General features: G+C 38.1%; 17 protein-coding genes. 9 read left to right on the top strand and 8 right to left on the bottom strand.

The window, feature by feature from the left end; all coding sequences use genetic code 11:
- Nucleotides 1-39: 39 nt before the first annotated feature.
- Nucleotides 40-780, top strand: a complete 741-nt coding sequence (locus BLQ00_RS03845) for a lysophospholipid acyltransferase family protein (protein ID WP_093141903.1) — start codon at nt 40-42, stop codon at nt 778-780.
- An 83-nt stretch (nt 781-863) separates the two neighbouring features.
- On the opposite strand, the gene BLQ00_RS03840 is transcribed toward BLQ00_RS03845, so the two are convergent.
- From BLQ00_RS03840 to recA, 3 genes are all read right to left on the bottom strand, one after another.
- Nucleotides 864-2,435: an outer membrane beta-barrel protein gene (locus tag BLQ00_RS03840; RefSeq protein ID WP_093140727.1), complete on the bottom strand. Its 1,572-nt coding sequence runs from the start codon at nt 2,433-2,435 to the stop codon at nt 864-866.
- A gap of 76 nt (nt 2,436-2,511) precedes the next feature.
- Entirely contained in the window at nt 2,512-3,048 is a 537-nt protein-coding gene (locus BLQ00_RS03835; protein WP_093140725.1) for an RNA polymerase sigma factor, read from the bottom strand.
- Between the two features lie 130 nt (nt 3,049-3,178).
- Nucleotides 3,179-4,186 (bottom strand): recombinase RecA, encoded by a 1,008-nt coding sequence (recA, locus tag BLQ00_RS03830; RefSeq protein WP_093140722.1) that lies wholly within the window; start codon nt 4,184-4,186, stop codon nt 3,179-3,181.
- Nucleotides 4,187-4,353: 167 nt separating this feature from the next.
- On the opposite strand from recA, the gene trhO reads away from it, so the two are divergent.
- The 7 genes from trhO (at nt 4,354) to BLQ00_RS03795 (ending at nt 11,892) form a co-directional block, all read left to right on the top strand.
- Entirely contained in the window at nt 4,354-5,385 is a 1,032-nt protein-coding gene (trhO, locus tag BLQ00_RS03825; RefSeq protein WP_093140720.1) for an oxygen-dependent tRNA uridine(34) hydroxylase TrhO, read from the top strand.
- A 196-nt stretch (nt 5,386-5,581) separates the two neighbouring features.
- Complete coding sequence (locus BLQ00_RS03820) at nt 5,582-6,979, top strand: PSP1 domain-containing protein (protein ID WP_093140717.1); 1,398 nt, start codon at nt 5,582-5,584, stop codon at nt 6,977-6,979.
- Complete coding sequence (locus tag BLQ00_RS03815; RefSeq protein ID WP_093140715.1) at nt 6,969-7,454, top strand: gliding motility lipoprotein GldH; 486 nt, start codon at nt 6,969-6,971, stop codon at nt 7,452-7,454. Before BLQ00_RS03820 ends, BLQ00_RS03815 begins: the two co-directional genes overlap by 11 nt.
- Nucleotides 7,455-7,458: 4 nt before the next feature.
- Nucleotides 7,459-9,771, top strand: coding sequence for a penicillin-binding protein 1A (locus tag BLQ00_RS03810; protein ID WP_093140712.1), 2,313 nt, complete (start codon nt 7,459-7,461; stop codon nt 9,769-9,771).
- 142 nt (nt 9,772-9,913) lie between these two features.
- The gene (locus BLQ00_RS03805) at nt 9,914-10,612 is read left to right on the top strand and encodes a CoA transferase subunit A (protein ID WP_093140710.1); all 699 of its coding nucleotides are present in this window, start codon (nt 9,914-9,916) and stop codon (nt 10,610-10,612) included.
- Nucleotides 10,612-11,268: a CoA transferase subunit B gene (locus BLQ00_RS03800; protein ID WP_093140707.1), complete on the top strand. Its 657-nt coding sequence runs from the start codon at nt 10,612-10,614 to the stop codon at nt 11,266-11,268. Before BLQ00_RS03805 ends, BLQ00_RS03800 begins: the two co-directional genes overlap by 1 nt.
- Nucleotides 11,269-11,892, top strand: coding sequence for a hypothetical protein (locus tag BLQ00_RS03795; RefSeq protein ID WP_093140705.1), 624 nt, complete (start codon nt 11,269-11,271; stop codon nt 11,890-11,892). It begins immediately after the preceding gene.
- 362 nt (nt 11,893-12,254) lie between these two features.
- Here BLQ00_RS03795 and BLQ00_RS03790 read toward each other — a convergent pair whose 3' ends face one another.
- Nucleotides 12,255-13,952 (bottom strand): ABC transporter ATP-binding protein, encoded by a 1,698-nt coding sequence (locus BLQ00_RS03790; RefSeq protein WP_093140702.1) that lies wholly within the window; start codon nt 13,950-13,952, stop codon nt 12,255-12,257.
- A 207-nt stretch (nt 13,953-14,159) separates the two neighbouring features.
- Here BLQ00_RS03790 and BLQ00_RS03785 point away from each other — a divergent pair, with 207 nt between their 5' ends.
- On the top strand, nt 14,160-17,984 hold the full coding sequence (locus BLQ00_RS03785) for a M4 family metallopeptidase (RefSeq protein ID WP_093140700.1): 3,825 nt from the start codon (nt 14,160-14,162) through the stop codon (nt 17,982-17,984).
- Nucleotides 17,985-18,065: 81 nt separating this feature from the next.
- Here the strand turns inward: BLQ00_RS03785 and BLQ00_RS03780 are convergent, their stop codons facing one another.
- The 4 genes from BLQ00_RS03780 to BLQ00_RS03765 all read right to left on the bottom strand — a co-directional run bounded on the left by BLQ00_RS03780 (nt 18,066) and on the right by BLQ00_RS03765 (nt 20,960).
- Complete coding sequence (locus BLQ00_RS03780; protein WP_093140697.1) at nt 18,066-18,464, bottom strand: hypothetical protein; 399 nt, start codon at nt 18,462-18,464, stop codon at nt 18,066-18,068.
- Nucleotides 18,465-18,554: 90 nt separating this feature from the next.
- The gene (locus BLQ00_RS03775) at nt 18,555-19,268 is read right to left on the bottom strand and encodes a 3'-5' exonuclease (RefSeq protein ID WP_093140694.1); all 714 of its coding nucleotides are present in this window, start codon (nt 19,266-19,268) and stop codon (nt 18,555-18,557) included.
- A 52-nt stretch (nt 19,269-19,320) separates the two neighbouring features.
- Nucleotides 19,321-20,463 carry a serine hydrolase domain-containing protein gene (locus tag BLQ00_RS03770; protein WP_093140692.1) on the bottom strand — a complete coding sequence of 381 codons (1,143 nt, stop codon included), beginning with the start codon at nt 20,461-20,463 and terminating at the stop codon, nt 19,321-19,323.
- Nucleotides 20,464-20,486: 23 nt separating this feature from the next.
- Entirely contained in the window at nt 20,487-20,960 is a 474-nt protein-coding gene (locus BLQ00_RS03765) for a methylated-DNA--[protein]-cysteine S-methyltransferase (protein WP_093140689.1), read from the bottom strand.
- Nucleotides 20,961-21,056 lie beyond the last annotated feature (96 nt).

Below are 21,056 nucleotides of genomic sequence, written 5' to 3'. Positions count from 1 at the left end.
GTGTATTTGCATTCTTCAAATCGTTATTTTTGGTCTTCCATGAAAGTAATCAAGTATTTTTGGTATACCCTGTATAGAATTTGGTTCTATATTTTAGTAACCGTACCTATCGTTGTATTATTTCCGTTTTTAGTCATTAGTATCTTGAGAGAGCAGTGGTACCCACTCTTTTTTAAATTGGCACGCCTTTGGGCAACCATTATTCTCTTCGGAATGGGGTTCCTCCCTGTTATAAAAAGAGAAACTACCTATAAAAAGAAAGCAAGTTATATGTTTGTCTCCAACCATACTTCTATGGCAGATATTATGTTGATGTTGTATGTAACCAAAAATCCATTTGTTTTTGTGGGGAAGAAGGAACTTTCTAAAATCCCTCTGTTTGGATTCTTTTACAAAAGAACGTGTATTTTGGTAGATAGGCACAGTCCGAAAAGCCGTCGCGATGTTTTTGAAAGTGCGCAACGTAAAATTAATATGGGACTAAGTGTTTGTATTTTTCCTGAAGGCGGCGTTCCAGACGACGAATCTGTAGTATTAGACGAATTTAAAGATGGCGCTTTTAGATTAGCGATAGAACATAACATTCCTATTGCGCCCTTAACGTTTCACGATAACAAAAAGCGTTTTTCATATACTTTTTTTAGTGGTACTCCAGGGAAGATGCGTGTAAAAGTGCATGAAGTGATTCCTACAGAAATTTTAGCTGCAGACGACCGAAGAATGTTGAAACAGAAAACACGTGAGATTATCTTGAACGAGTTAGAACATCCAACGGTTTAAAATTCGGCATAAAAAAACCGTCCTATGGCGAAGAACGGTTTTAATTAAATGCTTGGTATAACCAAACCAACTAAAAAACTAACCTAAAATTTATAGCTAAACCCTGTATAAACTCCTAAATAATAGGGTTTAAAGTCGACAGACGCGTCTGTATATGGATTTAGTTGATATTTAAACATAGGCTCAACATTAAACTTAAACTTTTTTGAAATTTTATAATCAAATCCTAATCCGACGTTGGTTGAAAAACTAACGGACGATAGGTTGTTTGCTTCTCCAAGAGAGCTATTAAAATCGGCTGCCGTTACAGAAACCTCATTGTTTCCTAAGAATAAGGTACTAAGTCCACCAATAAGATTGACACCAAATTTTTTGGTAAACACGGCGTATTTTAATTCTAATGGAACTTCATAATACGAAAGACTCTGAACAATCTGAGCTTCTCCATTGGTTGATTTTGGCATAATCTCTCCAAAACCTCCATTAAGAGCTGCGTTGGCTTCGCGAATAGTTCCTGCGTCTAAAGCGGTAACAACTGTTCCTGTTCCATTATAATTAATACTTTTTAAAGCTACAGCAACAGGACCTGTTCCAAGTTCTACACCACCGGTAGCATAACTAAGATCTACATTGCTTACTCCAGAACGAATACTAAGGCGCTCACTAAGCGCGTAACTTATTTGCACTCCGTAACTGAAATTTACATCTCCCGATTGCGAATTATCTGCAAAAGAAGGGTCAATTGACGATCCACTACTTAATGTGTTGTAATACACAGGTGCAAAGTTTGGCGCAACATCCCAACGATTATCGATGGTTTTACTTTCTGCAACGGCGGCATCTTCTTTTAAAGTTTCTTGTTCTTTAATTTCGTCTAGAATTGATTTCTTTTCTGAAGCTGCTGCTGCTTCTTTAGTTTCTTCGGTTGAATTGTTTTGTGCAATTTCGGTCGAAATGGTTTCAGAAATTCCTAGCTCTTTATTGATTAATGAGTTATTTTTTTCTGAATTAAGTATGGTTTCATTTCCTGTTTCTGAAGCAGGAACAAGTGTCGTGTTTTTCTTTCCTTCGGAAGTGTTTACAGCAACATCTTTTGTAGGGTCGATGCCGTACACAGTATTGAAAGCTTTATTGGAACTTTTTGTAGTAGTGTTCTTTTTTTCTTCGGAAGCGTTTGTTTCAGAAGCAACGGTTGTATTGTACTGACTTGATTTTTTATAAACAGCTTCTTTGGTGTTTGAAGGAGTTTCTGCTTTTGGGTTTGAAGCGTTTTCAACTTCATTTGCGTCATCTCCATTTAGTGGAACCGCGTCATTTTCCGAAGCAATAGAACTATTAGAACCCTTATCGTTGGTATTCTGTAAAGTGTTTGTGTCTAATACGTCTTGCTCTTGAGTTCCAGGAATCGTTTTTTCTTCAGTAACAATCGTTGTATCTACCTTAGAAGTAGTAAAAACAGAGTTTCCAATGGTAAATAGCAATGCAACAAGCGCAGCGACACCAGCAAATTTCCACCACAGCGGAATTACTTTGCGATCTTTCTTCTCGTTTGTAAGTTGCGCCTCAATATTTCCCCAAACATGTGGAGAAGGCGTCGGCTCAAAATTTTCGAAGCGATCTTTAAAAAGCTGGTCTATGTGCTTTTTGTTTTTCATTGTTTCCCTACTTATTGTAGGTTTCTTTTTTATTAGATGCCTTAAAGGCAGTTTACTAAGTTAAAACTAAATTTTATTACTGTCTGTTAAGAGTTTTATAATCTTCAATTTTTGTTTTCAATATCATTCGTGCTCTTGCTAGGTTTGATTTAGACGTACCATCTGAGATTCCTAACAATTCGGCAATCTCTTTATGCGAATAATCGTCCATGACATACATCGTAAAGACCAAGCGATAGCGATCTGGTAATTCCTGAATAATTTTCAGTAAGAAATCTAATGGAATGCCTTCATCTTCAATCTCAACATCGGCTTCCTCTTCAATTTGATCTTCTCTATTAATGTCAAAAACACGTTGTTTTCGGTATTTCTGAAGCACGGTATTCACGGTAATCCGTTTCATCCAGCCTTCAAAAGAACCTTTGTCTTTAAACTGATCAATTTTTTTGAAAATAGTAAGGAATGAATCCTGCAAACTGTCTTCAGCTTCAGCATAATTAGGAGAATATCGAAGGCAGATAGAAAGTAATGTACCCGAATATTTCTTGTACAGCTCCCCTTGCGCCTTAATATCCTGCTTCTTACATTGTATGATGAGCTCGTTTAAAGTCAAGTGCAGTCCCGTGAATTAATATTAATTTGTAGCTACTTACATTATTTGGTAAGTGGCAACCATTTTAATCAAGGTTCTACGCTGAGTAGATGCAACTTAATTAAAAGGGTTGCGTTGGGGAAATTATTTTTTAACTATTAAGAGCCGCGATAGAGGCCTTAATTTTTTGCTCTAACTCATCCATAAGTTCTGGATTGTCAAGCAGTAAGTTTTTTACAGCATCGCGTCCTTGTCCTAATTTGGTGTCGTCGTAACTAAACCATGAACCGCTCTTTTTAACGATTTCAAAATCGACACCTAAGTCAATAATTTCTCCTACTTTCGAAATACCTTTTCCGTACATAATATCAAACTCAACTGTTTTGAAAGGTGGTGCTACTTTGTTTTTTACCACTTTTACACGAGTTTTGTTTCCTTGTACTTCGCTATTTGTATCTTTAATTTGAGTAGATCTTCTAATGTCTAAACGTACCGAAGCATAAAACTTAAGTGCATTACCACCAGTTGTCGTTTCTGGGTTTCCGAACATTACTCCAATTTTTTCACGTAATTGGTTGATAAATATTACGGTACAGTTTGTTTTGCTAATAGAACCCGTTAGTTTACGAAGCGCTTGCGACATTAAACGTGCGTGCAGTCCCATTTTACTATCACCCATTTCACCTTCAATTTCACTTTTAGGTGTTAAGGCAGCTACCGAGTCAATAACCACAATGTCTATGGCACCACTTCGAATTAAGTTGTCGGCAATTTCTAATGCTTGCTCTCCATTGTCTGGTTGCGAAATAATAAGGTTTTCAATATCTACACCCAATGCTTCTGCGTAATTTCTATCGAAAGCGTGTTCTGCATCAATAAACGCAGCAATTCCACCTTTTTTCTGAGCTTCTGCGATTGCATGAAGCGTTAAAGTTGTTTTACCAGACGATTCTGGTCCGTAAATTTCAATAACTCTACCTCTAGGATATCCGCCTACACCCAATGCGACATCTAAGCCCAAAGATCCTGTCGAAATGGTTTCCACCTCAATAACGGCTTTGTCGCCCATTTTCATTACAGTTCCTTTACCGTATGTTTTGTCTAATTTATCTAAAGTTAGCTTTAAAGCCTTTAATTTTGCGTCTTTTTCGTTGCTCATGAATTCCAATTTTTAGTGAAGGAGTCGATAGGCTAAAATACTATTTCTTTGCGTTTACAGCAAAAGTAAAAATGGGTTAATCGGTTTTTTTGTCAACAACGCATAAAACACTATTTTTGCAGCGATTTAAAATATTTATTCATTCTTTTCACTAAAAAAAGTATAGCATGCAACTGTACAATACCTTAAGTGCAAAAGAGAGAGCGGAACTATTAGAAAACGCTGGCGAAGAACGCCTTACACTCTCTTTTTATCAATATGCCAAAATAGGCAACACCACAATTTTCAGAAATCATTTGTTTATTGCGTGGGACCAAATGGAAGTCCTAGGTCGAATTTATGTCGCATCCGAAGGGATTAATGCGCAGCTTTCCGTTCCTGCAACTAGATTTAATGAGTTTAAAGAGTTTTTGGACGGAATTTCATTTCTGAAAGACGTCAGATTGAACATCGCTATCGAGCATGATTTAAAATCTTTTCTGAAGCTGAAAGTAAAAATTAGAAACAAAATTGTTGCCGACGGTTTAAACGATGATACGTTCGATGTTACCAACAAAGGGGTTCACGTTGCGGCTGAAGATTTTAATCAATTGTTGGAAGATCCCGACACCATTTTGGTCGATATGCGCAATCACTACGAAAGTGAAATAGGGCATTTTAAAGGTGCTATTACGCCCGATGTAGATACGTTTAGAGACTCGCTCGATATTATTGAGGAAGACCTAAAAGACCATAAAGAAGATAAAAAATTAGTGATGTATTGTACGGGTGGGATTCGTTGTGAAAAAGCCAGTGCGTATTACAAACACAAAGGGTTTAAGCAAGTCTACCAATTGGAAGGCGGTATTATTGAATACGCAAGACAGGTGGAGAATAAAGGCTTAGAAAATAAATTTATAGGAAAGAATTTCGTCTTCGATCACCGTCGTGGCGAACGGATTACCAATGATGTCATTGCCAATTGTCATCAATGTGGTGCTCCTTGCGATACCCACGTAAATTGTGAAAACGAAGCGTGTCATTTGCTTTTTATTCAATGTGAAAGCTGTGCTTCAAAAATGCAAAATACGTGTAGTGATGAGTGTTTAGAGATTATACAACTTCCTCAAGAAGAGCAAAAAAGACTGCGACAAGGCATTCCAAATAGCAACAAAATTTTCAAAAAAGGCCGTTCAGAAAAGCTGAAATTTAAAAAGTAGCGTTCCATTAAATTTGGTATCTTTACGGATTAAATAAATTGTTTAATTTTTCGTGAGGATGTTAACTAAATAAGTTTCAAAGAAATTTTGAGCAACTAAAAAGCGCAATAGATTGTTTTTTAGTTTGTTATGCGATTGAGTAAAACCTTTGTAACCTAACTGTTTTTTAAAACTCCTCCTTTATATATATAAAAATATGGGCTGTACAAGCTGTGCCACAGGTACTGACGGACAGCCAAAAGGATGCAAGAACAATGGTACTTGCGGAACTGATGGCTGTAATAAATTAACGGTATTCGACTGGCTTTCAAATATGTCGCTTCCTGCAAACATGGAACCTTTTAAAGGGGTAGAAGTGCGTTTTAAAAATGGAAGAAAACATTTCTATTATAATTCTGAAAATTTAACACTAAGTATTGGCGATACGGTTGCTACAGAAGCCGAGTCGGGTCACGATATAGGTATTGTTACCCTAACGGGAGAACTCGTTCGTGTACAAATGAAAAAGAAGAAGGAAAATCCAAATCCGGAGCTCCTTCCCAAAATATATAGAAAAGCCTCTCAAAAAGACATCGATATCTGGCAAAAAGTGCGCGACCGTGAGGCCGACGTTCAAAAAAGATCTAGAGAAATTGCGATTCGTTTAGGATTGCAAATGAAAATTAGCGATGTCGAATTTCAAGGAGATGCGTCTAAAGTCGTTTTTTATTACACTGCCGAAGAACGCGTAGATTTTAGAGAGCTTATTAAAGAATTTGCACGAACATTTAGCACGCGTATCGAAATGAAACAAGTAGGCTTCCGTCAAGAAGCAGCTCGTTTAGGAGGTATTGGGTCTTGTGGGCGTGAATTGTGTTGTTCTACATGGTTAACAGATTTCAGATCTGTAAATACTTCCGCAGCACGCTACCAACAATTGTCATTAAATCCTCAGAAATTAGCAGGACAATGTGGAAAACTGAAATGCTGCCTAAATTTTGAATTAGACACCTATTTAGATGCATTGGAAGGCTTTCCGAAGAGCGATGTAAAATTAGCAACTGAAAAAGGAATGGCTGTTTGTCAGAAAACAGATATTTTTAAAGGATTGCTTTGGTACGCTTACGAGAGAGAAGGTATGAACTGGCACCAGTTAAGTCTTGAAAAGGTAAACGAAATTATTGCCATCAATAAAAAAGGGAATAAAGTAGCCAGTCTTGAAGAGTTTATTGAAGAAACAATCGTTCCCGATAAAGAGTTGTTTAGCAATGTTGTTGGGCAAGATAGTTTAACACGTTTTGATCGTCCTAAACAAAAAAGGAGCAATAACAAACGTCGTTCTAAAAACCAAGCACAAAAGCAAGGAAGACCACAGCGATCTAACAAGCCAAAAGGTACCAACCCTCCAAAAGGAGCAAAAACGGCTGAGAATACTAAGCAAGGCGGAACGGCCACTAAGACGAAAAGTAGACCACCTAGAAAGGCGCAAAATCGTCCTAAAAATCAAGGTCAAAACAAAGCAGAAGGGAAACCAAAAGCAGAAGGAGCAAAGAAGCCTCAACGCACCAATAAACCAAAAAGTAGAAATAGAAAACCGCCCAATGATGCGAAGTAGTATTGCTATTATATTTTTTTTAGTAGTTCTTGTTTCTTGCGATTCTAAAACAGTGGTGAGCGAAATGCAAGCTATGCCAGATGTTTGGAATAAAGATAATGTAGTGTCTTTTCAGATTCCGCAGTTAGATTCGTTGCAAAAATACGATGTGTTTTTACACCTTCGAAATACAAATTCGTATAAGTTTAACAATCTATTTTTAATAGTTTCTATGGAGTTTCCGCACGGAAAAACCATTACAGATACGTTAGAATATAGAATGGCAAATCCAGACGGAACGTGGTTAGGCACGGGAATTGGTAGTGTAAAGGAAAGCAAGCTTTGGTATAAAGAACAAGTTTCCTTTTTAGAAGAAGGAACGTATACCTTATCTATTGGCCATGCTGTTCGCAATAACGGAACTGTTGAAGGCGTTACAAATTTAGAAGGCATTACAGACGTTGGCTTTAGTATTGAAGAAACCTCACAACAATAGTTTTATGGCAAAACAACAAACAAAGAAAAAAAAGAAACCACAAAACGAAACAGCAAGGCATAAAAAAACCTTTTGGAAATTATTTGCCGCTGCAATTGGCTTTGTCGTTTTAATATTTTTATTAGCATCTTGGGGTGTCTTCGGAAGTTTACCAGACGAAACGAGCCTTGAAAATCCAGAAAAAAATCTCGCTACTGAAATTATCTCTTCAGACGGGCAAACAATTGGAAAATTTTACAAAGAGAACAGAACGCCTGTTCCGTATGAAGCCTTGCCAGACCATCTTATAAAAGCATTAATTGCTACGGAAGATGCTCGTTTTTATGAGCATTCTGGAATTGATGCAAAGGGAACTGTTCGTGCTTTTGTCTTTTTAGGATCAAAAGGAGGAGCAAGTACCATTTCTCAACAATTGGCAAAACTGTTTTTTACTGAAAAAGTTTCGAGTAGTAAACTAGAAAGAGGGTTTCAGAAAATAAAAGAGTGGATTATTGCTACCCGTCTGGAGCGTAGATATACCAAAGAAGAAATTTTAACAATGTACTTTAATGAGTACGATTTCTTGAATCAAGCGGTTGGAATTGAATCTGCTTCTCATATTTACTTTGACAAAAGCCCTTCTGAGTTAACGACTTCAGAATCGGCAATGTTGGTGGGAATGTTTAAAAACTCATCTCTTTATAATCCGTTACGACGCCCAAAACGTGTGTTAGAAAGACGTAACGTAGTGCTTTCACAAATGGAAAAGTACGATTACATTTCTGAAACGGTAAAAGATTCCTTGCAAGCGCTTCCGTTAGGATTAAAATATACAGCTCAAGGTCATGATGAAGGTCTTGCGACATATTTTAGAGAATATGCGCGCGCCTTTATGGCCGATTGGATCAAAGAAAATCCAAAATCGGATGGGTCTAGTTACAACGTGTATAGCGATGGTTTAAAAATTTATACTACGATTGATAAGAAAATGCAAACCTATGCCGAAGAAGCTATGGACGAACATCTTGCCAATCTTCAAAAAGAATTTGACAAACAAAACGTTAAAAATAAAACAGCACCTTTTAGAGATATCACCGAAGCTGAAACTGAAAGCATCCTCAATACTGCAATGCGTAGAAGTGATCGTTGGAAAATGATGAAAAAACAAGGGAAGTCTGAAAAAGACATCATAGCGAGTTTTAAGGAAAAATCGGAAATGCGTGTATTTGCTTGGTCTGGCGATAAAGATACCATCATGACACCGTTAGACTCTATTCGGTATTACAAATCTATTTTACAATCGTCTTTAATGTCAATGACGCCTCAAACAGGAGAAGTAAAAGCCTGGGTTGGAGGGATCAATTACAAACATTTTAAGTACGACATGGTAAAAACAGGAAAGCGCCAAATAGGTTCTACCTTTAAGCCTTTTGTATATGCGACTGCCATAGATCAAATGCACATGTCGCCTTGCGATACCTTACCAAATACTCCGTATTGTATTCAGACGGGAAAATATGGTTTACTGAAAGAATGGTGTCCTAAAAATGCGGGAGGAAGCTATGGCGGAATGGTTACCTTAAAGTATGCATTGGCAAATTCTATAAACACTGTAACAGCTCGATTAATTGATCGTGTTGGACCAAGACCTGTGATCGATTTGGTAAAGAAAATGGGTGTTGATACCGAGAACATGCCAGAAGCGCCTTCAATCGCATTGGGAACGCCAGACGTTTCACTTTTCGAAATGGTGGGAGCCTACAGTACGTTTGCAAATGAAGGCGTGTATGTAAAGCCAACACTGATTCAACGAATTGAAGATAAAAATGGAACGGTATTGTTTCAGAATGTACCCGAAACGAAAGATGTAATTAGCAACGAAACGGCCTATGTAACCGTAAGTCTTATGGAAGGTGTGACACAAGGAGGTTCTGGAACGCGATTACGTCACAAATGGGCTACTGGAAATTCAGTGTATAAAAATGTGATTACAGGCTATCCGTACGGTTTCGAAAACCCGATCGCAGGTAAAACAGGAACAACTCAAAACAACAGTGATGGTTGGTTTATGGGAATGGTTCCTAATTTAGTAACTGGCGTATGGGTTGGTGGTGAAGATCGTGCGACACACTTTGCAACGACAACTTACGGACAAGGTGCTACGATGGCATTGCCTGTTTGGGGATTGTACATGAAAAAATGTTACGCAGATCCTGAGTTAGACGTGTCAGACAAGGCATTTAAAAAACCTTCAAACCTATCTATCGAGACAGATTGCTCAAAATGGAAAGACGATAATAACGATGTAGAAGAAATACCTGACGAATTTGATTTCTAATATTTCTTCGGAATAAAATAAAGAACAAACCTCGCAACTTTCATACAGTTGCGAGGTTTTTTTATCGCATCAATTTCAGTATTTTTATAAAAAATTAGAAGGCTTTCTGAAAGTGATATGTTCCTTCTGAAAAATACGAACTATGATTAATAAAACGGTTTCAAATGTTTCCGAAGCATGTAAAGGAATTGCAGATGGCATGACTTTTATGTTAGGAGGCTTTGGTTTAAGCGGAATTCCAGAAAATGCAATTGCCGAATTAGTACGACAAGATGTAAAAAATGTAACCTGTATTTCAAACAACGCAGGGATTGATAATTTTGGTCTTGGATTGTTACTTCAGAAACATCAAATAAAGAAAATGATTTCTTCATACGTAGGCGAAAATGCCGAGTTTGAACGTCAAATGTTAAGTGGCGAGCTGGAAGTTGAGCTTATTCCACAAGGAACCTTAGCGCAACGTTGCTTAGCCGCTCAAAGTGGAATTCCTGCATTTTATACTCCAGCAGGCTACGGAACCGAAGTGGGAGAAGGTAAAGAATCGCGCGAATTTAACGGCAAAATGTATTTGATGGAAAAAGCTTTTGAAGCAGATTTTGCCTTTGTAAAAGCATGGAAAGGAGACGAAGCCGGAAACTTAATTTTTAAAGGAACCGCTAGAAACTTTAATCCAAATATGTGCGGTGCTGCAAAAATTACCGTTGCTGAGGTCGAAGAGTTGGTACCTGCGGGCGAGTTAGACCCGAATCAAATTCATATTCCAGGAATCTTTGTGCAACGAATTTTTCAAGGAGTGAATTACGAAAAACGCATCGAACAATTAACCGTAAGAAAAAGATAATGGCTTTAAGTAAAGAACAAATAGCACAGCGTATCGCGAAAGAAGTAAAAGACGGTTACTTTGTAAACCTAGGAATTGGGATTCCAACCTTGGTGGCGAATTTTGTACGCAACGATATAGAAGTAGATTTTCAAAGTGAAAACGGAATTTTAGGAATGGGTCCTTTCCCTTTTGAAGGAGAAGAAGATCCAGACTTAATTAATGCCGGAAAACAAACCATTACTGCCCTTCCAGGAGCGTCTTTCTTCGATTCTGCGATGAGCTTTTCTATGATTCGTGGACAACACGTAGACCTTACTATTTTAGGCGCTATGGAAGTTTCTCAAAATGGAGACATCGCCAACTGGAAAATTCCTGGAAAAATGGTAAAAGGAATGGGTGGCGCAATGGATTTGGTAGCTTCTGCTGAAAATATCATTGTTGCCATGATGCATACCAATAGAGCCGGTGAATCTAAAGTTTTAAAACAATGTTCGCTTCCATTAACAGGGGTAAATTGTGTAAAAAAAATTGTTTCTAACCTTGCTGTACTCGAAGTAAAAGATGGCTCTTTTAAGTTATTAGAACGTGCGCCAGGTGTTTCAGTAGAAGAAATTATTGCAGCCACCGAAGGGGATTTAATCGTTGAAGGAGAAATTCCAGAGATGTCCTTTTAAATGAGAATAGGAACCTTAAGCAATGAGTTTGTAACCTACGCGTATCAAGAAGAAAGAGACTATGAAGCGATTGATGATCGTTTTCTTCGGAATACGTTAAAAGCCATCGACTATTTATATAAAAACAGTTTGCTTACCATATCTTTTGAAGATGATGGCGAAATGAAGCACGTCGATATTATTGATGTGTTGGTGGCAGATACAGCGCATGAAATTTCGATTGTTTCAGGTCCGAAAAACGCGTACAATCCAGCATTGAATAGTGTGATGTTTTTAGATACACATGGCGCCGTTTTTAGAAAAAACCACAGAAAAAAATGGTTTCAAAGTAACAAGGGGTTTAATTCTCCTGTTGCTTTACTTTCCCACGAATTGATTCATTGCTATAACGAATTATACCAAACAGAAGATTACCACGAACGTAAACAAGATCACTCTCCTCGTAATGAAAAAGTGGATCATGACGGTCGCGATTTATCCTTTCCAAATGCTGAAGAAGCATTTGTAATTAAAATGACCAATCAAGTTGCTAAACGATTGGGAGAAGACAAGCGATCAAATTACGGACGTTCTTACTATCCTGTTGAGGATGTGCTCTCTACAAAAAAGAAACGAAAAGGATAAAAATCACTTCTTTTCACCTACAAAAACTTTTAACTTCAATGCCTTGAAAAGTAGGAATTTACGGTACAATTATTTCAAAATGTTAAAATTATGTGTATTTCAACGAAATTTAAGGCTTTTAATCGTTATAAACGCTTTTCTTTTTGATATTAGCAGTCCCAAAACTAACGAATTAACCTACTTATGCAAAATGTATTAAAGACCATGAAAAATACAGCACATCTGTTAAGAAATGTCTTGTATGTGGCAAAAAAAGTGTTTTTATTGATTTAATTTTTTTCAGAGTTTTTTACCCCCGAATCTGCTTACGATACAGATAAAGGTTTGCCCGTTCTTTGTGAGGTTAGAACGGGCTTTTTTTTTTACATTCCTTTCGGAATGGCAGCAATTAATTTTTTAGTGTATTCTTGGGTCGGATTTTCATAGATTTCATCCGCGTCACCAATTTCTTCAATCTGACCCGCATTCATAACCAATAGTTGATCTGCCATGTATTTTACAACGGCTAAATCGTGTGAGATAAATAAATAGGTAAATCCGAAGTCGTCTTTTAATTCGTTTAAGAGGTTTAAAACTTGCGCTTGTACCGAAATATCTAATGCCGAAACCGATTCGTCACAAATAACGAGTTTAGGCTCCATAACAATGGTGCGTGCAATTCCAACCCGTTGTCGTTGTCCGCCAGAAAGTTCGTGTGGGTATCGGTAAAAAAAAGTTTCATCCAATCCTACGCGCTTCAGTAGTGTGAGCACTTTTTCTTTTCGTTCTTTTTCAGAAGCACCGATGTTGTGAACCTTCATCGGTTCGATCAATGCTTCCCCAATAATAATTCTCGGATTTAACGATGAATACGGGTCTTGAAAAATGAGTTGTATCTCTTTCCGAAGCACTCTTAATTCAGAAGGAGCTAAAGCCGTAATTTCTTTTCCGCGGTATTTTATACTTCCCGAAGTTGCTTTTTCTAATTGCAAAATTGTTTTCCCCAACGTGGACTTTCCGCAGCCAGACTCACCAACCAAACCGACCGTTTCGCCTTCAAAAATTGAAAAACTAACTCCGTTTACAGCGGCTACTGTTGTTTTAGGTCGAAACAAACTAGGATTGCTAACGTATTCTTTTCTAAGATTGGAAACCTCCAATAAAGGTGCTTTGGTGTATATTTTTTTGTGTCGCAACGAACGTTGTAACGCGCTTACCACTTTCGGAACAAAGCTAGCATCTGCGATAGAGGCTATGGTGGGCAGTTTTTGTAACCGCTCTTTCATGGTAGGCCTAGAGGCTAATAATGCTTTGGTGTAATCGTTTTGTGGACCGACTCCTTCAGTGCTAAATAATGCCGAAACAGTACCCGACTCTACAATATCACCCTTGTACATGACCAAAACGCGATCTGCAATTTCAGAAACCAAACCTAAATCGTGAGAGATAAAAAGAAGGCTCATTCCTGTTTCTTTTTGAAGCTCTTTCAGCAAAAGCATGATTTCTTTCTGAACCGTAACATCTAAAGCGGTTGTTGGTTCATCGGCGATGAGTAATTTGGGTTTACATGCAATGGCCATAGCAATCATAACCCGCTGCATTTGTCCGCCACTAATTTGGTGCGGATAGCTTCGGAAAATTTCGTTGGGACGTGGAAGCTTTACTTTTTCAAAAAGTACAATCGTTTCTTTTTTTGCTTCGGAAGCTGATATTTTTAGATGCTGCTGAAGGATTTCAGAGACTTGACTACCGCAACGTAAAGAAGGGTTTAAGGCACTCATCGGTTCTTGAAAAATCATGGCAATGTCATTGCCTCGTAGCAACTGAAGGTTTTTTTCTTTTTCAGTCAGAAGATTTTTACCCTCAAATAGAATTGCCCCTTTTAAAATTGTTTTTTTGGGTAACAAGCCCATAATGGCCATCGAACTTACAGATTTTCCGGAGCCAGACTCACCGACAATGCCCAGAATTTCATTTTCAGAAATTGTAAATGATATGTTGTGAATTACTTCAACAAGGTTTTTTTTGTTTCCGAAGGAAATTGAAAGAGAATTGACGTCTAATAAAGTTTTTTCTGCCATTAGTTCAAAGATAAAACAATGCGGAATATTTTTCTACAAATCTTTTGAATGCTACCAAAAAACGATGATTGACAGATAAATACGACCAGAATGTTAAGTAAAAGTTAAAAATTTTAACGTCAAAAACTTTATAGTTTAAGAAATTTACAGTTATTTAGTAGATAGTTTAATAAACAAACCGATTTATTAATAATTAACTAATTTATTATGAAAAAAACTAAGAGAATGATTTTTCTTTTCTCTTTGTCTGCATTTATTTTTTCTGCGACATCGACAAAAGTGATTTCACAAAACAAAACTGATGAGAAAAAGAACATCAAACAACCGCCAAGCCTGCTTGTGTTTGATGATTCCAAAAATTACTCACTCCAAAACACTACCGCTGTTCTTGCTGAAGTTTTAGCTCCCTCCCCAGAGATTTCCTTCTCAACCATTAAACAAGAACAAGATCAATTAGGATTTACACACAAAAAATTACAACAATACTTTAAAGGTGTTAAAGTAGAATTCGGAACTGTTAACTTACATAGTGCTGAAGGAAAAGTGAAATCCATTAGTACAGAATACTATCCAATTAACGAAGATTTTACCGTTTCTCCAGGCATTAGTAATATACAAGCCTTTAACAGAGCAATTAGTCATACAGGCGCACAAAAATATATGTGGGAGTTTCCTGATGCTGCTTTAGAAATGGATAATTACCAGAAGCCTACAGGCGAATTGGTGATCCTTCCAGACTTTAACAGTGGAAGAGATGTTGCCGATATTACATCGTATAAACTAGCCTATAAGTTTGACATTTTTGCAGTCAACCCAATGAGTCGTGGTAATTTGTACATAGACGCCAACAACGGACAAGCGTTATTTTACGATGCTATTATTAAGCACGCTACTACCTTTGGACATGTGGGCGAAGTACGCGCTACTGTTGAAACAGAAGAAACGTTTTGTGAAAGAATTGACGCAGAAGACACATTCATGTTGGTTAGCGGAACAGCAGCAACGCGTTATAGCGGCACGCAAACCATTGAAACGGCATTGAGTGGTTCTAGCTATATTTTAAGCGATGCTAGTAGAAAAGTATATACACGTGATGCCTTAAATCAGGCTCCAACAAATACGTCATATCCGTATGTAAACAATTATCAACAATTTACAGACAACGATAATAATTGGACAAGCGCAGAGCACAGTGCAAACAAAGACAATGCTGCATTGGATGCACATTGGGGTGCTATGAAAACGTACGATTATTGGTTAAATGTTCACAGCAGAAATAGTTATAACGGTTCTGGAGCACAAATACGTAGTTATGTACACGTAGATAATAACTACGATAATGCCTTTTGGAATGGTTCTGTAATGTCTTATGGTGACGGAAGTTCAAACGGAAACGAAGGAAATGGATATTTTGATGCGTTAACATCTATCGATGTGGCGGCACACGAAATAGGACATGCAGTAACAGAATATACCGCAAACTTAGCCTACCAAAGAGAATCTGGTGGATTAAATGAAGGGTTTTCAGATATTTGGGGAGCTGCGGTTGAGCATTATGCAAAAGGAAATGGGAACGATGCAAATCCAGATGCTTCCATTTGGTTAATTGGTGATGAAATTGACAGACGAAGTGGTTCTGTTGGGTTGCGTTCAATGAGCAATCCAAATGCTAGAAGTCAGCCAGATACTTATGGAGGAACCTATTGGATCAATCCGAATTGTGGGACTCCTACAAACAGTAATGATTATTGTGGTGTACATACCAATTCAGGTGTGTTAAACTTTTGGTTTTACTTAAGTGTAGTTGGTGGATCAGGAACAAACGATATTGGAAGTGCTTACAATGTTTCAGGAATTGGAATGACCAAAGCAGCAGCAATATCGTACAGAACGATTAACAACTACCTTTCTGCGAATTCTACTTTTGCAAATGCGCGCACGGGAGCGATACAATCTGCCATCGATTTATATGGAGCAGATAGCCCTGAAGAAATTGCAGTTACAAATGCATGGCACGCAGTTGGTGTTGGTGCCGCTTATGGCGGTGGCGGCGGTGGAAGCAATTATTGTGCTTCTGCAAGTACCAATGTAAACGACGAATATATTAGTCGTGTACAATTAAATACAATTAATAATGCGTCTGGAGCACAATTTTATTCAGATTTCACAAGTATCTCTACCGACTTAACAGAAGGGGAATCTTATACAATTACAGTAACTCCAACATGGACAGGTTCTACGTATGCTGAAGGATATTCGGTATGGATTGACTATAACGGTGATAATGATTTTAGTGATGCGGGAGAGCAAGTTTGGTCTAAAGCGGCATCCACAAACACACCAAATAGCGGAACGTTTACAGTACCTACTGGTACGGTTGGAACGGCAACAAGAATGCGTGTTTCTATGAAATACAATGGAATTCCAACTTCTTGTGAAACCTTTAATTACGGTGAAGTTGAGGATTATACAGTGAATTTAGGAGGCGCTACAGCAGATACAGAAGCACCTTCAGTTCCTGCAAGTCTTACCGCTTCTGGAGCCACACAAACAACAGTAGACCTTGCTTGGAATGCATCAACAGATAATGTTGGCGTGACAGGGTACGATGTGTATCAAGGAACGACAAACTTAGGAACAGTTACAGGAACCACAGCTCAAATTACAGGCTTAACGGCTTCTACGGCATATTCATTTAGAGTACGTGCAAAAGATGACGCTGGAAATGTTTCTGGGTATAGTAATACAGCAACTATTTCCACAACTGGAAGTGGTGGCGGAAGTGCTTGTACGGGAGGAATTTCTTCTTTCCCTTATTCTGAAAGTTTTGAAAGTGGATTAGGAGCTTGGTCACAATCATCGGCAGATGATATTGATTGGACACGTGATGCTAGCGGAACACCTTCAAGTAACACAGGACCTTCTAGTGGTGCTGCAGGATCTTGGTATCTATATGTAGAAGCATCTTCTCCAAATTATCCAAGTAAGAGTGCCATTTTAAACTCTCCTTGTTTAGACTTAAGTGCCGTTTCAGCTGCTAACTTTAATTTTAGCTACCATATGTATGGTGCAAACGACATGGGAAGTATTGCTGTTGAAGCAAGTGATGATAACGGTGGGTCTTGGACAAGCCTTTGGAGCGAATCTGGAAACAAAGGAAATAGCTGGTTAAGCGCAACAATCGATCTTTCAGCGTATGCAGGAGGAAATGTACAATTGCGTTTTAACAGAGTAACCGGAACTACATGGCAAGCAGATATTGCGATTGATAATGTAAGTGTAACTACTGGAAGTGGTGGTGGAGGAACGCCTCCAACTGGATATTGTGCTTCTAATGGTAATAATACCTCAGATGAGTACATTCAACGTGTGCAAGTTGGAAGCATTAACAATGCAACAGGAGCTTCAGCAGGTGGATATGGTGATTATACGTCAATTTCTACAAATTTAAGCGGAACAAATACCATTACTATTACACCCGCTTGGACAGGAACTGTTTATTCTGAAGGGTATGCAGTATGGATTGATTACAACCGTGATGGTGATTTTGGGGACTCTGGTGAATTGGTGTACTCTCGAAGTGCATCTACTGCTACCTCTGTTTCAGGAAGCTTTACAGTACCTGGAAGTGCTTCGGCAGGACCTACAAGAATGCGTGTTTCAATGAAATACAACGGAATTCCAACATCATGTGAATCGTTTAGCTACGGTGAAGTTGAGGACTATCTTGTTGTTCTTGGCGGAAGCAATCCATTTAACCAAGGAGTTATGGGTGGCACAAACACAACTGTTTTAGGAGCTACGGATGCAAAATTAAACCTGTATCCAAATCCAGTACAAGGAACCACTTTAAATGTTGAAGTAATAGGTGCCACAGCAACGGACTATGTAGTGTATAACTTAGTAGGACAAGTTGTTGCAAAAAGTGCTTTTGAGCATACAATTGATGTCTCTCTTTTACAAACAGGAGTGTATATACTTCAAGTAAACGCGGGTGATGAAAAATTCATCGAACGTTTTGTTAGAGAGTAATTGTTGTAAATTATAGTTTAGTTAAAAACCCGTAAGCAGTATGCTTACGGGTTTTTTAATGTATGTTATTTATGGTCTTTATTATAAAGGATCACCAACTTTAACAGCACAGTCATGTCCTGGTTGTCCATGAGCTGGGTTTAATGTGCCTTTTGGCAATGTAGTAGTATTGTTAGTACCATTATTTAAAATAACGTCAGACGTTTGGGTGTTGGTCTTTACGGGTGTCGATGAGCCATTTAAAGGCGCTCCAACCGATATGTCGCAACGATGTCCTGGTTGTCCATGAGCAGGGTTTAACGCCACACCATCTACTGTTTTAATTGGAGTTGCCGTTTTAGTTTTAGTCTCTGCCGGAGAAGTTGTCTCGGTTTTTGTCGTTTTATCATTCGTTTTCGGGTCTTCCTTACAAGAATAAACTAAAAGAGCACCTACAGAAAACAATACTAGTGATAGTTTTTTTGTGTTTTTCAATTTCATTTTTTTCAATTTTTACGTAATATACCTTGAAATTTACAAAATTCTAAGCATTCAAGCCGTTTTAACTACATTTGAACGTTTGCAAAAAAGTTAAACGGAAAGAATCTCATCTTCATTTAAGAGGTCCTCATTCCGAAGGCGAAGAAACACTTGAGCCACCGCAATGGTGTCTTTTTCGCAATAGATAACAATACGATCTATGTCATTTTCTTTGTAAAAAACATCGCGAACCTGACTTCCATCAATATCATCTTTTGGTGACGGAATACCTAAAACATGAGTCATAAGCTTAAGAGAAGTAAAGGTTTTATAATCGCCAAATTTCCATAATTCTAAGGTGTCTAAATGGGGAACTTCCCAGGGTTTTTTTCCGAAGAGATTTAATTTAGGAGGAAGATCAATCCCGAGAATTACCATGCGTCGTGCGATGTACGGAAAATCGAATTCTTTTCCATTGTGAGCACATAATAAATGATGGGGTCTGTTAAAATGAATTTCAAGTAAGTTTTTGAACTCTTTTAAAATGGTGTCTTCTGCTCCGTGAAAACTAGTAACTCTAAAATTTCTGGTGTCTCCTGTGATTTTAAAATAGCCCACCGAAATACAGACAATTTTACCAAATTCGGCCCAGATTCCTGCACGATCGTAAAACTCCTCTGGTGTAAATTCATCTTTGCGTTGGTATTGCGTTTTTGATTCCCAAAGTAATTTTCCCGTATCGTCTAGATCGTTAAAATTTGCGTGTAGCGGAACGGTTTCAATATCCAGAAAGAGGATATGTTCCAATGAAATTCTCTTAAGCATAGTTTGAACGTACTAAAATAGAGGAGTGATGGTTAAAAATACAAAAAAAAGTCTAGTTCGATTCCAACATGGCGTATGCCTCTTCTACATAGGTATAAAAGTCACTAGAGAATGGCTTTTCGGTACGCTTTCCACGCTGATGTCCGAGACGAACTATAATGACATCGTCTTCAGGAATGCTAATTACATACTGCCCTAAAATACCACGCATCACAATAATTTTTTTGCCTAAATGATCACTGAGCCAAAACCCGTAGCCATATTCTGGACTATTTTCAAAACGAGGAGTGGTTGAGGTTGCTACAAATGAGGAGTCCAAAAGTTGCTTTCCGTTCCAAGCGCCTTTGTTGTTGTATAACTTTCCGAAGCGCGCAAAATCACGTGCATTACTAGCAATACAGCAATACGATTTTACCAATCGGTTTTCACCGTCATCTATTTGCCAAAAAGCAGCTTGTACTGCACCCATAGGTTCCCAAAAACTTTCAGAAAGATAGGTCGCCAGTTTTTTATCGGTTGCTTTTTCAATCACCATTCCTAGTAATTGAGTGTTTCCGCTGAGGTATTTAAATGCTTGTCCAGGAGTTTCGGTCACTTCTAAGGAAAGAATTGTTTTTGCTAAATCTTTTCCAAAATAGGAGCGCGCTGTTAGACTAAACGGACTCGAATACGACTCATCCCAATTGAGACCCGAAGCCATAGAAGAAAGATCGCCCACCGTTAAAGCAGGGTCAAATTGAGGATAAAAATCGGCAACAGGCTGGTCTAAACTTTTAATAAAACCGTCTTGAATGGCTTTTCCTAGCATGGCGGAGGTTATACTTTTAGCCATCGAAAAAGAGTTGGTGTGCGAATCTTTTCCGAAGTCATCGGCGTACTTCTCGTACCAAATACGATCGTCTTTTATAATGAGAAAGGCAACGGTTCCAAGTTTTTCATTTGTTTCTGAAAGCGTTTCGGTAGCTGGAACGGTGTTGTAATCTTCATGATTTTTCCATAGTTGCGGCTGATTGCTTGGTCTAATAATCTCGTTTTCAAAATAAACGTGATCGGTGATAAAAGCCGTGGTGTGTCCTGTAAGATAGACTACTTGAATCCCTTTGATAATGTACCCATATCCAGCGATGTACAGTATAATGAAAGCCAATGTAAGGAGGGAAACGGTGTATTGAAAAATACGTTTTAGATATTTCATAAAGAAAGAGAAGGTTATAAATTTTAAAAGAGAGATCCTTGTGTTACGGGGCTTTCGTGTGCAAGTAACCATTTTTTACGATGCAATCCTCCTGCGTATCCTGTTAAAGAACCATCGCTGCCAATTACTCTGTGACATGGGATTATAATAGAAATCGGATTTTTTCCATTGGCAGAAGCAGCTGCGCGAATCACTTTAGGATCGCCTAATTGGTTTGCCATTTGTTGGTAAGAAGTTGTTTTTCCGAAAGGGATTGTTTGTAATTGATTCCAAACTTTATTCTGAAACTCGGTACCTTCAGGAGCTAAGGGTAGGTTGAAGATTGTTCTGTTTCCTTCAAAGTATTCGGTAAGTTGTGTTACAGCAGCTTGTAATTCTGAAGGGATTTCTTCCGAAGAAGGTATTTCAGAATCTAAAAAATAGACAGAAGCCAGACCATTTTCGTCTCCTTTAATTTCGAGCGTTCCGGTAACAGTAGCCAAGTAAGCGGTTTTCATAGTTTGAAGCTTTGTGAGGAGGCTCCAAAATACAAAAAAAAAGGCTGTCTAGAAAGTATGTTTTATGGTCCGTTCGACTAGACAAACGGATTGTTT

It is taken from the genome of Ulvibacter litoralis, assembly GCF_900102055.1.
GTDB classification, from domain to species: domain Bacteria; phylum Bacteroidota; class Bacteroidia; order Flavobacteriales; family Flavobacteriaceae; genus Ulvibacter; species Ulvibacter litoralis.
Note: the sequence above shows the minus strand (reverse complement) of the source record. Positions and strands in the feature narration are given on the sequence as shown.

Bases quoted from the DNA above. Each gene is read 5' to 3' on its own strand.
- BLQ00_RS03845 (WP_093141903.1), top strand. From the start codon at position 40: ATGAAAGTAATCAAGTATTTTTGGTATACCCTGTATAGAATTTGGTTC.
- BLQ00_RS03840 (WP_093140727.1), bottom strand. From the start codon at position 2,435: ATGAAAAACAAAAAGCACATAGACCAGCTTTTTAAAGATCGCTTCGAA.
- recA (WP_093140722.1), bottom strand. From the start codon at position 4,186: ATGAGCAACGAAAAAGACGCAAAATTAAAGGCTTTAAAGCTAACTTTA.
- trhO (WP_093140720.1), top strand. From the start codon at position 4,354: ATGCAACTGTACAATACCTTAAGTGCAAAAGAGAGAGCGGAACTATTA.
- BLQ00_RS03820 (WP_093140717.1), top strand. From the start codon at position 5,582: ATGGGCTGTACAAGCTGTGCCACAGGTACTGACGGACAGCCAAAAGGA.
- BLQ00_RS03815 (WP_093140715.1), top strand. From the start codon at position 6,969: ATGCGAAGTAGTATTGCTATTATATTTTTTTTAGTAGTTCTTGTTTCT.
- BLQ00_RS03810 (WP_093140712.1), top strand. From the start codon at position 7,459: ATGGCAAAACAACAAACAAAGAAAAAAAAGAAACCACAAAACGAAACA.
- BLQ00_RS03805 (WP_093140710.1), top strand. From the start codon at position 9,914: ATGATTAATAAAACGGTTTCAAATGTTTCCGAAGCATGTAAAGGAATT.
- BLQ00_RS03800 (WP_093140707.1), top strand. From the start codon at position 10,612: ATGGCTTTAAGTAAAGAACAAATAGCACAGCGTATCGCGAAAGAAGTA.
- BLQ00_RS03795 (WP_093140705.1), top strand. From the start codon at position 11,269: ATGAGAATAGGAACCTTAAGCAATGAGTTTGTAACCTACGCGTATCAA.
- BLQ00_RS03790 (WP_093140702.1), bottom strand. From the start codon at position 13,952: ATGGCAGAAAAAACTTTATTAGACGTCAATTCTCTTTCAATTTCCTTC.
- BLQ00_RS03785 (WP_093140700.1), top strand. From the start codon at position 14,160: ATGAAAAAAACTAAGAGAATGATTTTTCTTTTCTCTTTGTCTGCATTT.
- BLQ00_RS03780 (WP_093140697.1), bottom strand. From the start codon at position 18,464: ATGAAATTGAAAAACACAAAAAAACTATCACTAGTATTGTTTTCTGTA.
- BLQ00_RS03775 (WP_093140694.1), bottom strand. From the start codon at position 19,268: ATGCTTAAGAGAATTTCATTGGAACATATCCTCTTTCTGGATATTGAA.
- BLQ00_RS03770 (WP_093140692.1), bottom strand. From the start codon at position 20,463: ATGAAATATCTAAAACGTATTTTTCAATACACCGTTTCCCTCCTTACA.
- BLQ00_RS03765 (WP_093140689.1), bottom strand. From the start codon at position 20,960: ATGAAAACCGCTTACTTGGCTACTGTTACCGGAACGCTCGAAATTAAA.